The 13,397-nt window shown below is 72.4% G+C and carries 15 protein-coding genes; 5 read left to right on the forward strand and 10 right to left on the reverse strand.

Annotated elements, in window-relative coordinates:
- Nucleotides 1-288: 288 nt before the first annotated feature.
- Nucleotides 289-1,536: a M48 family metalloprotease gene (locus LG278_RS17120; RefSeq protein ID WP_404388696.1), complete on the forward strand. Its 1,248-nt coding sequence runs from the start codon at nucleotides 289-291 to the stop codon at nucleotides 1,534-1,536.
- 17 nt (nucleotides 1,537-1,553) lie between these two features.
- On the opposite strand, the gene LG278_RS17125 is transcribed toward LG278_RS17120, so the two are convergent.
- The 4 genes from LG278_RS17125 to LG278_RS17140 all read right to left on the reverse strand — a co-directional run bounded on the left by LG278_RS17125 (nucleotide 1,554) and on the right by LG278_RS17140 (nucleotide 5,033).
- A complete protein-coding gene (locus LG278_RS17125; protein WP_404388697.1) occupies nucleotides 1,554-2,642 on the reverse strand; it encodes a P1 family peptidase in 1,089 nt (362 codons plus the stop codon).
- Nucleotides 2,639-3,103 carry a GNAT family N-acetyltransferase gene (locus LG278_RS17130; protein WP_404388699.1) on the reverse strand — a complete coding sequence of 155 codons (465 nt, stop codon included), beginning with the start codon at nucleotides 3,101-3,103 and terminating at the stop codon, nucleotides 2,639-2,641. Before LG278_RS17130 ends, LG278_RS17125 begins: the two co-directional genes overlap by 4 nt.
- A 101-nt stretch (nucleotides 3,104-3,204) precedes the next feature.
- Entirely contained in the window at nucleotides 3,205-3,504 is a 300-nt protein-coding gene (locus LG278_RS17135) for a DUF3263 domain-containing protein (RefSeq protein WP_404388700.1), read from the reverse strand.
- A gap of 167 nt (nucleotides 3,505-3,671) precedes the next feature.
- Nucleotides 3,672-5,033 carry a pyridoxal phosphate-dependent decarboxylase family protein gene (locus LG278_RS17140; protein ID WP_404388701.1) on the reverse strand — a complete coding sequence of 454 codons (1,362 nt, stop codon included), beginning with the start codon at nucleotides 5,031-5,033 and terminating at the stop codon, nucleotides 3,672-3,674.
- A 176-nt stretch (nucleotides 5,034-5,209) separates the two neighbouring features.
- On the opposite strand from LG278_RS17140, the gene LG278_RS17145 reads away from it, so the two are divergent.
- Nucleotides 5,210-5,617, forward strand: a complete 408-nt coding sequence (locus LG278_RS17145; RefSeq protein WP_404388702.1) for a VOC family protein — start codon at nucleotides 5,210-5,212, stop codon at nucleotides 5,615-5,617.
- A 75-nt stretch (nucleotides 5,618-5,692) separates the two neighbouring features.
- Here the strand turns inward: LG278_RS17145 and LG278_RS17150 are convergent, their stop codons facing one another.
- Together LG278_RS17150 and LG278_RS17155 are read right to left on the reverse strand one after the other, a co-directional pair.
- Nucleotides 5,693-6,340, reverse strand: coding sequence for an HAD family hydrolase (locus LG278_RS17150; protein WP_404388704.1), 648 nt, complete (start codon nucleotides 6,338-6,340; stop codon nucleotides 5,693-5,695).
- Between the two features lie 21 nt (nucleotides 6,341-6,361).
- The gene (locus tag LG278_RS17155) at nucleotides 6,362-7,534 is read right to left on the reverse strand and encodes an N-acetylglucosamine-6-phosphate deacetylase (RefSeq protein WP_404388705.1); all 1,173 of its coding nucleotides are present in this window, start codon (nucleotides 7,532-7,534) and stop codon (nucleotides 6,362-6,364) included.
- A gap of 54 nt (nucleotides 7,535-7,588) precedes the next feature.
- Here LG278_RS17155 and LG278_RS17160 point away from each other — a divergent pair, with 54 nt between their 5' ends.
- The 3 genes from LG278_RS17160 to LG278_RS17170 are packed head-to-tail and all read left to right on the forward strand — an operon-like array spanning nucleotide 7,589 to nucleotide 10,241.
- The gene (locus LG278_RS17160; RefSeq protein WP_404388706.1) at nucleotides 7,589-8,266 is read left to right on the forward strand and encodes a uracil-DNA glycosylase; all 678 of its coding nucleotides are present in this window, start codon (nucleotides 7,589-7,591) and stop codon (nucleotides 8,264-8,266) included.
- A complete protein-coding gene (locus LG278_RS17165) occupies nucleotides 8,263-9,081 on the forward strand; it encodes an SGNH/GDSL hydrolase family protein (protein ID WP_404388707.1) in 819 nt (272 codons plus the stop codon). The genes LG278_RS17160 and LG278_RS17165 overlap by 4 nt, the downstream gene beginning before the upstream one ends.
- Nucleotides 9,082-9,101: 20 nt before the next feature.
- Entirely contained in the window at nucleotides 9,102-10,241 is a 1,140-nt protein-coding gene (locus tag LG278_RS17170; protein ID WP_404388709.1) for an endonuclease domain-containing protein, read from the forward strand.
- 123 nt (nucleotides 10,242-10,364) lie between these two features.
- Here LG278_RS17170 and gabT read toward each other — a convergent pair whose 3' ends face one another.
- From gabT to LG278_RS17190, 4 genes are all read right to left on the reverse strand, one after another.
- Nucleotides 10,365-11,702 (reverse strand): 4-aminobutyrate--2-oxoglutarate transaminase, encoded by a 1,338-nt coding sequence (gabT, locus tag LG278_RS17175; protein WP_404388710.1) that lies wholly within the window; start codon nucleotides 11,700-11,702, stop codon nucleotides 10,365-10,367.
- Between the two features lie 280 nt (nucleotides 11,703-11,982).
- Nucleotides 11,983-12,423 carry a VOC family protein gene (locus tag LG278_RS17180; protein WP_404388711.1) on the reverse strand — a complete coding sequence of 147 codons (441 nt, stop codon included), beginning with the start codon at nucleotides 12,421-12,423 and terminating at the stop codon, nucleotides 11,983-11,985.
- A 3-nt stretch (nucleotides 12,424-12,426) separates the two neighbouring features.
- Entirely contained in the window at nucleotides 12,427-12,957 is a 531-nt protein-coding gene (locus LG278_RS17185; RefSeq protein ID WP_404388712.1) for an SRPBCC family protein, read from the reverse strand.
- The gene (locus LG278_RS17190) at nucleotides 12,954-13,352 is read right to left on the reverse strand and encodes an ArsR/SmtB family transcription factor (protein WP_404388713.1); all 399 of its coding nucleotides are present in this window, start codon (nucleotides 13,350-13,352) and stop codon (nucleotides 12,954-12,956) included. Before LG278_RS17190 ends, LG278_RS17185 begins: the two co-directional genes overlap by 4 nt.
- Between the last annotated feature and the right edge of the window lie 45 nt (nucleotides 13,353-13,397).

The raw sequence follows: 13,397 nt of genomic DNA on the forward strand, positions 1-13,397 counted from the left end.
GGCGGGGTGAAGGTCTCGGAGATTCGTCCGTGGACTCCAGTGATCAGGTGTCGATACGATCGGGCCATCATGGGCTCCGGTTCTCTTGCCGGTGCAGGCTCCATGCCGTTGCACGACGGGTCGTGTGGATGATCTGCTCTGAGTCTCCTGCCTCGTGGTGGGGTTTGGGAGGCGATTCTCCGGATCCGCGCCGCGATCCACCCGACGGAGCGAGCCCCTGGTCATGGGTGCACGCTGGTGCGCCGGGCCGTAGCATCCCCGTCACCCGCCCATCGCAGAAGGACGCCCGTGTCTGAGCACCATCCCGGTCACACCCCGGGCCCGAGCCCTCGTGCTGGCGCAGCCGGCACGGCGGCGAAGATCTCGTGGTTCGGCCGCCGTCAGCGCGCCTACGTCGACCGGGCCGCGCGGCGCGCCCACGACGACGTCGTCGCGCACGGAGCGGCGTCGTCCCGCCGCGCGACCTCGACGGCCCTCGTCGGCTTCTCCGTGGTCGTGCTGCTCGGGCTCGTCGCCGCCGTCGTGTTCCTGCTGTGGGCGACCGTCCAGCCCAAGGGACTCTGGGGCTGGGTCGGCGTGGTGGTCGGCTGGGTCGTGGTCGTGGCCGTGCTCCCTCGCCCCCAGCAGGTCACCGACGCGGAGCTCTTGCCCGCGGAGGAGTTCCCGCACACGCACCGTCTCGTCACGTCCCTGGCCGACCACCTCGGCGCGCGCCCACCGGCGAGCATCCACGTCGACCTCGACTTCAACGCTCATGTCGTCAGCACCGGCTGGCTCCTGCGACCGGCACTCGTCATCGGCCTGCCGTGCTGGACCTACCTGACCGACGACGAGAGGATCGCGCTCCTCGGGCACGAGCTCGGTCACCTCGCCGCCCGCGACACCCTTCGCGCCGTGCTCGTCGGCCAGGCCCACGTCGTCCTCGAGCGGCTCGCCACGCTGATCACCCCGCTGCCGGCAGACGCCTACTCCGAGCTGGGCAGGTCAAGCGTCGACGACGGCGGCTGGGGTGGCACGGCGACGATGAACGCGATGGGATCGGGCCTGCTGCGTCTGCTCTCGCTGCCTGCTGTTGCCCTGCTGCTCGCCTTCGAGAGGCTGGCCGCGACCGACCGCCAGCACCGCGAGTACCGCGCCGACCTCCGGGCTGCCGACGTCGCCGGCACGGCAGCCGTCGTGCGGCTGCTGCTCACCGTCATGAACACCAGCGGCCTGCACACCGTCGCCGGCTCGGCCGCCCGTCGGCGGGAGGACCCCTTCGCTGCCCTGGAGCAGGTGCGCACGCGACCGGCACCCACCCCGTCCGAGATCGTCGCCGCCCGAGCCCGCGCCCGGGGTGGCGATCTGCGCTGGGACGACAGCCACCCCCGCGACGACCTGCGCATCGAGGTTGTCGAGGCGCGACCCGTCACCCCGGAGCGGTCCATCCTCGAGTCCCGACGCCGGCTGGTCGCGGCGGCCGACATCGAGCTCTCGTCGTTGCGCCCCGGCCTGTCGCGCGAGCTGGCCCACGAGCTGCTCGAGACCTGGCTCTGACCGACCCGCGGCTCCGGTCAGGCCAGCGCGGAGGGGAAGGCGTCTGACCACGACCGCAGCGCCACCCCGCCGTGCGCGGCCCGGTCGACCGAGGTCGCCGCGAGCATCGCGTGCACGATCGCGCGCGCCACGCAGTCGGCCCCGGCCTCCATGATCGCCGTCTGCTCCCCAGGGTCGGGCGCCGGACCGCTACCCGTGGCCAGGGCGAAGAGGGTGTCGCCGTCGAAGAGCGTGTGGACCGGGCGCACCGCGCGGGCGATGCCGTCGTGGCCGACCCCCGCCATCTTCTGGCACTGCGCGTTGGTCAGGGTCGCGTTGGTCGCGATGACCCCGATCGTGGTCGCGAGACCTGGCCTGGCCGTCTCCGCCGCCTCGACGTCAGCCCGCCAGCGCTCCTGCGCCGCAACGAGATCCGCCTGACTCGGCTGCCGCACGTGAGCGAACTCGCCGGGCAGCCCCAGCCCGACGGCATACGGCAGGCCGGTGGTGAGGTCGACGGCCGAGCCGACCGCGTTGACGACGACGAGCGCGGCGACCGTGGCGCCCGACGGCAGCGTGGCGCTCGCCGTGCCCAGCCCGCCGCGCAGGCCACCGGCCCTGGCGCCCGTGCCGGCGCCGACGTTGCCCTGGCCGGGCGGTGCGTCGGTCGCCGCGGCGTATGCCGCCCTGCCGTCCTCGGCGCGCGGACGGTGGGCCCACGGGCCGCCCCGTCCCAGGTCGAAGAGGATCGCGGCCGGCACGATGGGCACGACCCGGGCGGGGTCAGGTGGCGTGACCATCGGCCAGCCGCGGCCGTCGGCGGCGAGCGCGTCCATCACCCCGTCGGCGGCTGCGAGCCCGAAAGCGGAGCCCCCGCCGAGCAGCACCGCGTCGACCCGGTCGACGAGGTTGCGCGGGTCGAGCAGGTCGGTCTCGCGGGTGCCGGGCCCTCCCCCGCGCACGTCGACTCCGGCGACGGCGCCGCCGGGCGGGGCCAGCACGACGGTGACGCCCGTGAGCCAGCCCGGCTCGTCGCGGGTGAGGTGGCCGACGCGGATGCCCGCGACGTCGACGAGCGAGTTCGTGGGGCCGGCTGCGGTGGGACCACCCGCCGGTCCGGAGGTCACTGCGAGTCCCGCAGCTCGAACTCCATGAGTCGGCCCGGCGAGCTGAAGCCGAGCCGCTCGTAGAACTCCTGCGCCCGCGCGTCAGGGGCGTTGAGGCGGATCCACTTGACGTCGGTCGTGCGCGCCCACTCGATCATCGCCTCGGTGAGCGCGCGGCCCACCCCGCGGTCGCGGCAGGTCGGCGCGACGAAGAGGCCACCGACGTGGAGCCAGCTGACGTCGGCACGGCCCGGCCAGGGCAGGGCCCGGATGCGTCGGGTCTCGAGCAGTCCGGCGTGCTCGCCACGGCTCTCGGCGATCCAGGTCGGGCGGTCTGGCCGGTCAGCCAGCCACGCGTCGACGAAACGGTCGAGATAGCCCTGCTCGGACGGCATACCGAGCTCGCGGGCGAACTGCAGGTGCAGCGCGGCGACGACGAAGGCGTCATCGGGACCCGCGCGACGGATCACGACCTCGGCCATGCCCGAAGTGAATCACGACCGGCGCGCCGATGCGCGGACGTGGGGTCCAGCGTGGACAGACTCAGCCAGGGCCAGACAGGCTCAGAGAGACTGAGCCGGACTCAGACGTTGATGCCGAGGCGGCGGCTCGTGCGAGCGCGCTGGCGGCTGGCGCGCATGCGGCGCAGTCGCTTGATGAGCATGGGGTCGGCGGCGAGCGCGTCGGGGTTGTCGAGCAGGGCGTTGAGCACCTGGTAGTAGCGCGTGGAGCTCATGTCGAAGAGCTCCTTGATGGCCTGCTCCTTGGACCCGGCGTACTTCCACCACTGGCGCTCGAACGCCAGGATCTCGAGGTCGCGGGCCGACAGGCCGTGCTCCGAGTCGTGGCGGTGTGGCTGCGCCGTGGCGTGGTCTGTGCTCATGTCCCCGTCTTCGCTGCGGTCGTCAGGTGGTGCGGTCAGGCGTTGGCTCCGCCCCCACCATAGACCCAAATGACAGGGGTGTCATTTGCCTGCTGGGCCGTGCCGGGGCGTGTCCCGATCGCACTCGTCCGCTGCGTTTCACCCGTCACACGGGCCCCATCAGACCCTCAGGCCATCGTGTCGAGGATGGCCGTCACGTCCTCCTTGGTCGTGTGCGGGTTGACGACGGCGAAGCGCGTCAGCGTCTCTCCGCGGAAGGTCGTCGGCACGACGAAGGCGAACTCCTGGTCGAGCAGGCGGTCGGTCCACGCCTGGTAGTCGTCAGGCGACCAGCCGAGGCGGCGGAACACGATGACCGACAGGTCGGGCTCGCGCACCGCCTCGAGGTAGGGGCGCTGCTCGATCTCGGCGGCGGCGTGCCGCGTCACGGCGAGGGTGTCCTCGATGGCCTCGACGTAGGCATCGGTGCCGTGGACGGCGAGGGAGTACCAGAGCGGCAGTCCGCGGGCGCGGCGCGTCAGGCCGATCGAGTAGTCGGTCGGGTTCCACTCGCTCGTCTTCGTGATGACGTCGAGGTAGCCCGCCTCCTGCGTGTGCGCGGCGCGCGCCAGCGACGGGTCGCGATAGATGAGCGCGCAGCAGTCGAAGGGCGCGAAGAGCCACTTGTGCGGGTCGACGATGAAGGAGTCGGCCCGCTCGATGCCCTCGTAGAGGTGTCGCACCGACGGGGCGGCGAGGCCGGCGCCGCCGTAGGCCCCGTCGACGTGCAGCCAGATGCCGAACTCCTCGCACACCTCGGCCACCCCGTCGAGGTCGTCGACGACCCCGAAGTTGGTCGTGCCGCTCGTGGCCACGACGGCGAAGAAGGTCTCGGGACCGTGCTCCTCGAGCGTGCGGCGCAGCTCCGGGCCGGTCATCCGCAGCATGTCGTCGACGACGACGCCGCACACCTCCGCGTCCATGACGGCCGCCATCGACGTCACCGACGAGTGGGCGTTGTCGGTCGCCGCGATGCGGAAGGGCCGCGCCCCGGTGCCCTCCGCGAGCGCCTTCGCGCGGGCAGTATGCCGTGCGGTGACGAGCGCCGACAGGTTGCCGACCGTGCCACCGGGCACGAAGACACCGCCAGCCTCCTCGGGGAGGCCCGCGAGGTCGGAGATCCAGCGCAGCGCCTGGTTCTCGGCGTAGACGGCGCCCGCCCCCTCCATCCAGGAGCCGCCGTAGATCGACGAGGCCCCGACGACGACGTCGAAGGCCGCGGCCTCGCGCGTCGGGGCGCACGGGATGAAGGAGAGGTAGCGGGGGTGGTCGGTCGACAGGCAGGCCGGGGCGAGGGTGTGCTCGAAGAGCTCCATCGCCCGGGTCGAGCCGAGGCCAGCCGCGGTGATCGTCTGCCCGGCGGCGGAGAGCAGGTAGTCCTCGGACTGAGGCCCGTCGAGCGGGATGGGGTCCATGAGGAGTCGCTCGCGGGCGTAGGTGAGGACCTTGTCGACGGCGATGTGGTCGGGGTCCTTGTCGAAGCTGTGCACGGCCCGATGCTAGGCCCTCGCGCTGGCACCGCTGAGCACCCTCTGACGCACCCTCTGACGCACCCTCCGACGCGCTCGGGCCTGCCCGGCCGATGACGCGAGTAGCGTCGGAGGGCGAGATGACCGGTTGGCCCGAGCCGGCGCTGACCCGACTGCCGACCCGATGAGGAGTCCCCGTGGCACCCACGCCCGACGACGCGGTCCCGACGTTCGACACGGTGGTGCTCGACTGCGCCGACCCGGCAGCGCTGGCGCAGTTCTACGCCCGGCTGCTCGACTGGCCGATGCCCGAGGTGGGCCCCGAGGCCCTCGAGGAGGGTGGGGCAGTCACGCTCGACGCTCCCCACGGCGGCACGAGCATCGGCTTCCATCGGGCCGCGGGCTTCGTCGCCCCGACCTGGCCCGACCCGCAGGTGCAGCAGCAGCTGCATCTCGACTTCCACGTCGGTGACATCGAGAGCGCGCACGAGCGTGCCGTGGGTCTGGGCGCACGGCACCTGCACAGCCACGAGCACTCCGCCGACGCGGGCTACCGGGTCTATGCCGACCCGGTCGGTCACCCGTTCTGCCTGTGCTGGTGGTGAGTCAGGTTTGCCTGTGCTGTGAATGCGGTGACCGCTGCTGACTCCTGGTGACCTCGGGCTGAGGCCGGCCGGGTGTCAGCCGAGGAACGCGGCGCGCAGCTCGTCGGCGGTCGACGCCACGGCGTTGGGTCGCACCGCGTGCAGCGCATCCGGCAAGCCGGCACCCCACGTCACGGCAAGGGTGTCCATGCCGGCCGCCTTGCCGGCGAGCACGTCGACGACGGCGTCCCCGACGTAGACGGCGCCGTTGCTGCTGCGCCCCATCCGCTCGAGGGCCAGCAGCAGGGGGGTCGGATCGGGCTTGTGGCGGTCGGTGTCCTCCATCGCGACGAGCACGTCGACGTGCTGGCTGATGCCGAGGATGTCCATCGCCTGCTGGGCCGACTCGCGCCGCTTCGACGTGGCGATGCCGACGTGCACTCCGGCCGCCCGCAGCTCTCCGAGCACGTCGATGACACCGTCGTAGGTGCGGATGAGCCGCTCGGTGTTGTCCGTGTTCCATTGCAGATAGGTCGAATACAGCTCGTCGGCCTGCTCCGGCGAATGGTCGCGGAAGGCACCGATGAGCGGTCGGCCGATCCAGGACCGGATGACGTCGGGGTCCTCCTCACGACCCAGCACGGTGCGGAACGCGTGCTGGTAGGACTCGACGATGAGGTTGATGGTGTCGGCCAGCGTGCCGTCGAGGTCGAAGACGGCGGTGGACCAGCGGGGAGTCGTCACCCGGCGAGCGTAGCCAACCGGTCAGGAGCCGCCGAGCCAGCGTCCGGCCCGCATCACCCGCTGCACCCGGATGTCCTCGTCGACGACGACGACGTCTGCGCGCGCTCCCGCCTCGAGCGCGCCGCGGTCACGCAGCCCGAGCAGGCGGGCAGGGGTGCGCCCGCCGGCCCGGACGGCATACGCCAGGGGGAGCCCGTGGCGGACCTGGAGGCTGACGATGTCGGCGACGTGGCTCGTGCCTCCGGCGATGGAGCCGGGAGACGTGCCGTCCGGGGCGTGGGTCAGGCGGGCGACACCCTGGTGGACGACGACGTCGAGGCCGCCGAGCACGTAGCCGCCGTCGCCCACCCCCGCCGCGGCCATGGCGTCGGAGACGAAGGCGACCGAGCCCGCGCCGACGAGGTCGACGATGGTGCGCACGGTCTCGTCGGCGACGTGCACGCCGTCGGCGATGAGCTCGAGGACCACACCACCGCGGGCCGCACCGCGCAGCAGGGCGGGCACGGCACTGGACACGCGGTGGTGCCACGGGTCCATGCCGTTGAAGAGATGGGTGGCGACGTCGGCTCCGGCTGCGATCGCCTGCTCGACCTGGGCGAAGCTCGCAGCGGTGTGCCCCACCGCCGCGTGCACGCCAGCCGTCGTGAGCCAGCGGACGAGGTCCATCCCGTGGTCGCGCTCCGGGGCGAGGGTCACCTGCCGGATGTGCCCACGCCCCACGGCGAGGAGCCGCTCGACCTCCGCGAGGGTGGGGTCGCGCAGCAGCGTCGGGTCGTGGGCGCCGCAGCGCGCCTCCGCGAGCCACGGCCCCTCGAGGTGGATCCCGTCGATGAGCCCGTCGTCGGCGATCTCGGCGAGCATGGCGACGCCCCGCTCGAGGTCGCGCGGGCTCATCGTCACGAGGCTGCCGAGCAGGCTCGTCGTGCCGCGCGCGTGCTGGTGCTCGGCAGCGCGTGCGGCAGCGGCGTCGTCGAGGTCGGTGAAGGCCGTGCCCCCGCCCCCGTGGCAGTGCATGTCGACGTAGGCCGGCAGCATCGTGCCGCTCACCCGCTCGGCCGCGTCGGCGCCGGGCGGCGGCTCGGTGCCTGCGACGAGGGGGGTGACCGCGGCGATGCGGTCGCCGTCGACGCGCACGAGCACGTCGGGCAGCACGGTGTCGTCGACGAGGGCGGGTCCGCGAAGTGTGGCGTTCATCGACACCGATTCTGTCGCACTTGAGCCAGTCGGGGAGGGGTAGCGTGGGTGCCCGTGCCGGCCAGACCCCTGAGTGAGCTCGTCCACCCGACCTGGGTGCCGGCCCTCGCACCCGTCGCCGACACCATCGCCGCGATGGGCGAGTTCCTGCGCGCCGAGCTCGCAGCCGGTCGCGGCTACCTGCCTGCCGGCGACCACGTGCTGCGCGCCTTCTCCCGGCCGCTGCCGGACGTGCGGGTGCTCATCGTCGGGCAGGACCCCTATCCGACGCCCGGCCACCCGGTCGGCCTGAGCTTCAGCGTCGCGCCCGACGTGCAGCCGGTGCCGCGCTCGCTGCAGAACATCTATGCCGAGCTCGGCACCGACCTCGGCCTGCCCACGCCTCGGAACGGCGATCTCACCCCGTGGTTCGAGAGCGGCGTCATGCTGCTCAACCGCGTGCTCACTGTGCGCCCCGGCGCATCGGCCAGCCACCAGGGCAAAGGCTGGGAAACCGTGACGGCACAAGCGATCTCGGCTCTGGTCGAGCGTGGCGGTCCACTCGTCGCGATCCTCTGGGGCCGGCAGGCCCAGTCGCTCGCGCCCATGCTCGGCGACGTGCCGCGCATCGAGTCGGCCCACCCGTCGCCGCTGTCGGCGCGCTCGGGCTTCTTCGGCTCGCGGCCATTCAGCCGCACCAACGACCTCCTCGCCCAGCAGGGCGCCGCACCCATCGACTGGAGGCTGACATGACCCAGCCCGCCCCCGAGGTCTCGCACCCCACGGTGTGGACCCGCTACGTCGCGATCGGCGACTCCTTCACGGAGGGCATGTGCGACGACGACCCGACCTTCGGCCATGACGGCGAGTTCGCCGGCTGGGCCGACCGCCTCGCGTCGCACCTGTCGGAGATCGCCCGCGGCGAGGGGCTCGACTTCGGCTATGCCAACCTCGCCGTGCGCGGCCGCAAGCTCGCCGACGTCGTCGGCCCGCAGCTGGAGGACGCTCTCTCCCTGCAGCCCGACCTCGTCAGCATCGTCGGTGGCGGCAACGACATCCTGCGCCCCAAGGCCGACCTCGACGGTCTCGCCGCCCGGCTCGAGGCCGCGGTCGCCCGCATCCGCGCCACGGGCGCCGACGTGCTCATGGCGACGCCCGTCGACCCGGCGGACGCCCCGCTCGTCAAGGCCACCCGCGGCCGGGCGGCCATCCACACGGCCAACATCTGGAGCATCGCCCGACGCAACGGCGCCCACGTCATCGACCAGTGGGGGCTGCACGCGCTGCGCGACTGGCGGATGTGGAGCGACGACCGCATCCACATGACGACCGAGGGGCACCGCCGCGTCTCCCTCGCCGCGCTCGAGGCCCTCGGCCACACACCGGCCGAGACCGACTGGGCCACCCCGCTCGAGCCGGCCCCGTCGATCGGTCGCCGCGAGGCCCTCCAGGCCAACGCGCAGTGGGCCAAGGAATACGTCGGGCCGTGGGTCCACCGCCGCCTCACCGGGCGATCGTCCGGCGACCAGCGCCAGGCCAAGCGCCCCGAGGTCGGCCCCCTCGCCTGACGCCACCCCGACGCGCCGGTATGCCGTGTCGCTGGCTCAGCCGGACGGCATACCGCAGCGTGGGCTGGGACGACGGACGCCCCTTCGGTGGCCTGGACCAGGCGGCTGAGCACGACCCGCGGCACCTGCCGCCGCGAACGGTCGTCACCCGTCCCTTTCGCCTGTGGAGAAGTCCGGCCGGCGCACTGCCGGCTCCGCCACCCTCGAGTCATGACCACCCGGCGCCGGCCCCGGCGCGGACGCACGACAGCCGACGTCGTCACCACCGTGACGCGGCTCGGCGGCACCTGCTCGTGGCGCGAGCTGCGGCGGGCCGTGCCGTGGCGGCTCATCGGACCGGCGCTCGACGCGGGCCTCGTGCAGCGCATCGGCCACGGCAGCTACGCTCTGCCCGCTGTGGACGAGGGGCGGGTAGCCGCTCGGCGGATGACCGGTGTCGCATCGCACCGCACCGCGGCACTGCACTGGGGGTGGAAGGTCAAGACCGTGCCCCGTCTGCCCGACGTCACGCTCCCGGCCCGACGCAAGCCGCGCGCGAGCACCCGAGGCTGCGCGACGGTGCACCGCCGCACCCTCGCCCCGGCCGACATCGCGGACGGCTGGGTCACCACCCCGGTGCGCACCGTCCTCGACTGCTGCCTCGACCTGCCCTTCGACGAGGCCCTCTCCGTCGTCGACTCGGCGCTGCGCGGCGGGCTGCCCAGAAGCGCCCTCGTCACGGCGGCCAGGGCGCTCGGCCCGCGCCTCCGGGCTCGCGCGCTGGGCGTCGTCAGGCAGGGCAGCGCACAAGCGGCCAACCCCTTCGAGTCGGTGCTGCGGGCCATCGCCCTGGGCGTCACCGGGAGGACCCGCAGCACCGGATCCGCTACGACGACTTCTACGCGCGGGTCGACCTGGCCGACGAGCGCCTCCGGCTCGTGCTCGAGGCCGACAGCTTCGAGTTCCACGGCGAGCGGGCAGCCATGTCGCGCGACGCCGAGCGCTACGACGAGCTCGTCTCGCGCGGATGGCTCGTGCTGCGCTTCACCTGGGAGCAGGTGATGCTCCGCCCGGCGTGGGTCGCGCGGGTCATCGAGCGCACCGTCCGGCGCCGCATCGCCGAGCTCGGCGCGGACGAGGGACGGTTGACGACCTCTCGGCCCTCGGCCGCGGCGGCCTGAGCACGCGCGACCGGGCCCGGTCGGCGAAGAGGAGTCAGCCGTCCCTGCCGACCCAGCCCAAGACAGCGGTATGCCGTGCCGCGGAGTCAGCGGGACGGCATACCGGCTCGGGTCGGTGGGGTCTCAGACGGAGGCCGCGAACGCCTTCTCGAAGATGTCGAGGCCCTCGCTGAGCAGCTCGTCGCTGGCGGCGAGCGGCGGGAGGAAGCGGAAGACGTTGCCGTAGGTGCCGCACGTGAGCGTGACGAGGCCCTCGGCGTGGCAGGCCTTGTTGACGGCGGCGGTCAGGGCGGCGTTGGGCGTGAGGTCACCGGCGCCGTTGACGAGCTCGACGGCGAGCATGGCACCGCGGCCACGGATGTCGCCGATCTGGGGATAGCGCTCGGCGAGCGCCTCGAGGCGGGGCACGAAGAGGGCCTCGACCTGCTTTGCGCGGCCACAGAGATCCTCCTCCTTCATCGTCTCGATGGCTCCGAGGGCGGAGGCGCACGCGACGGGGTTGCCGCCGTAGGTGCCGCCGAGGCCGCCCGCGTGGATGGAGTCCATGACGTCGGCGCGGCCCGTGACGCCGGCGAGCGGAAGGCCGCCCGCCATCCCCTTGGCCGTCGTGATGAGGTCGGGCACGACTCCCTCGTGCTCGCTGGCGAACCAGTCACCGGTGCGGCAGAAGCCGGTCTGCACCTCGTCGGCGATGAAGAGGATGCCGTTGTCGGCGCACCAGTCGGCAACCTGCTTGACGAATCCCGGTGCGGGCACGATGAATCCGCCCTCCCCCTGGATCGGCTCGAGGATGACCGCGGCGAGGTTGTCCTCGCCCACCTGGGCGTGCACCTGCGCGACGAACGCGTCGAAGCTCTCCTTGGCACAGTCGGCGGGGCCGCCCGGCCAGCGGTAGGGGTAGCTCATCGGGGCGCGGTAGACCTCGCCGGCGAACGGGCCGAACCTGTGCTTGTAGGGCATGTTCTTGGCGGTCAGCGCCATCGTGAGGTTGGTGCGGCCGTGGTAGGCGTGGTCGAACGCGACGACGGCGTTGCGGCCGGTGAAGTGGCGGGCGACCTTGACGGCGTTCTCGACGGCCTCGGCGCCGGAGTTGAAGAGCGCGGTGCGCTTGTCGTGGTCGCCGGGCGTCAGGTCGTTGAGCGCCTCGGCCACCTCGAGGTACTCCTCGTAGGGCGTCACCATGAAGCACGTGTGGGTGAAGTCCTGCACCTGCGCGGTGACGCGCTCGACGACGTGCGGGGCGGCGTTGCCGACGGTCGTGACGGCGATGCCCGAGCCGAAGTCGATGAGCTGGTTGCCGTCGACGTCGACGAGGATGCCGCCGCCCGCGCGCTCGACGTAGACGGGCAGGCCCGTGCTGACGCCGGCGGAGACCGCGGCGGTCTTGCGCTTCTGGAGCTCGGCCGAGCGGGGGCCGGGGATCGCGGTCTGCAGGAGCCGCTGCTGGGGGACGTTGCTCATGCGGGCCAGTATGCCGTCCGGCCGCGTCCCAGCGGAAGCCGGGCGGCGCGCGGGCGGGGTGCGCATTCCGCAGCCGGAGGCCTACTTGAGCCCGGAACCCGCCGGGCAGAGGTGGCTGTAACGACCGATTGCGTCGTCACGGCCATCCCGGTGGAAGGTGCCCACTCGACGGTGCCCCTCGGTCGAGTGGGCACTTTCCACCGGGTCAGAGCTCGACGCCCTCCGGTGGGAACTGCCCACTCGACGTTCCCCCTCGGTCGAGTGGGCAGGTTCCACCGGGTCAGAGCTCGACGCCCTCGCCGAAGCGGCCGCCGGAGTCGTGCGGGATGAGCGGCCGCTCGGCGCGGGCCCTGATCTGCTGCACCGCCCACGAGTTGCCGTCGGGATCGCTGAACCCGAAGAACGTCCCTCCGTCCCGCTCGTCGAAGACCGTGACGTCGGAGCACTCGACACCGCGACCCACGAGCTCCTCGCGAGCCGCAGCCGCATCGGCCACCACGAGCTGCAGTCCGTGGAGGCTGCCCGGGCTCATTGCCCGCTGAGAAGGCAGGTCACCGATGACGATCGAGCAGCCCGAGCCGCGCGGCGTCAGCTGGGCGACGTGCATCTGCTCGGTGCGGGTGTCGTGGTCGAGGTCGAAGCCGACCCGATCGCGATAGAAGGAGATGGCGTCGTCGAGGTCGCTGACGGGGACGATGACGACTTCGAGGGTCCAGTCCATGGGTCAGGCTCGGACGGCCTCGGAGACGGACCCGGACCCGGGGACGGCACCGGAGGTGGCCGGCTGCGCGACGAGCTCGTCGAGGCGCTCGTAGCCCTCGGCCATGCCCTTCTCCATGCCGCTCTCGACCATCATGTCGCGCCCCTCGACGGTGCGGCCGATGCTGCGGCCCTCGAGGCGGCAACGGCCGTTGCCGAGGTCGACGAAGCGCATGAACTCGATGGCGACCTCGTCGGGGGCGCCCTCGAATTCGAAGGTCTGGATGGCGAGGTCGTTGTCGCGGATCGTGTGGAAGGTGCCGTGGAAGCCGAACTCCATGCCGTCGGGGTTGCGGTGGACGTAGCGGTAGCCCCCACCGGTGGTGAAGTCCCAGCGCTCGATGTCCATCTCGTAGCCGCGCGGGCCGAGCCACTGTCGGACGAGGTCGGGGTCGCGGTGTGCGTTGAAGACGGCCTCGACCGGTGCGTCGAACTCGCGCGTGAAGTCGATCCACGGCACGCCTGCGGGGATGTCGAGGGTGAGTGCGTTGGTCATGACTGCTCCTTGTCGGTGTTGTGCGGATGGGTGGTGCGGGTGTGGTCCTGCTGCGGGGTGGCAGCGGTGCGGTCGAGGACGGCGTCAAGCGACCGGAAGCGCTGCTCGGTGACGAGGCGATAGCGGTCGATCCAAGCCGTCATCGCCTCGAGCCGGGCCGCCTCGAGGTGCACCGGGCGACGCTGGGCGTCGCGACTGCGACTGACGAGGCCGGCGAGCTCGAGCACCTGGATGTGCCGACTCACCGCCTGCTTGCTGATCTCGAAGGGCTCGGCGAGCTCGTTGACCGTCGCGGCGCCCCGGCTGAGGCGGGCGATGATCGCGCGCCGCACCGGGTCGGCCAGGGCCGCGAAGGCGCGGTCGAGGTCGTCGTCCGAGACGGGTGCGAGGACCATTGTCAACAAACTCCTTTATCAACTGACTTATTGATTACACACCTG

It is taken from the genome of Humibacillus xanthopallidus (assembly GCF_044793955.1).
GTDB lineage: Bacteria > Actinomycetota > Actinomycetes > Actinomycetales > Dermatophilaceae > Humibacillus > Humibacillus xanthopallidus_C.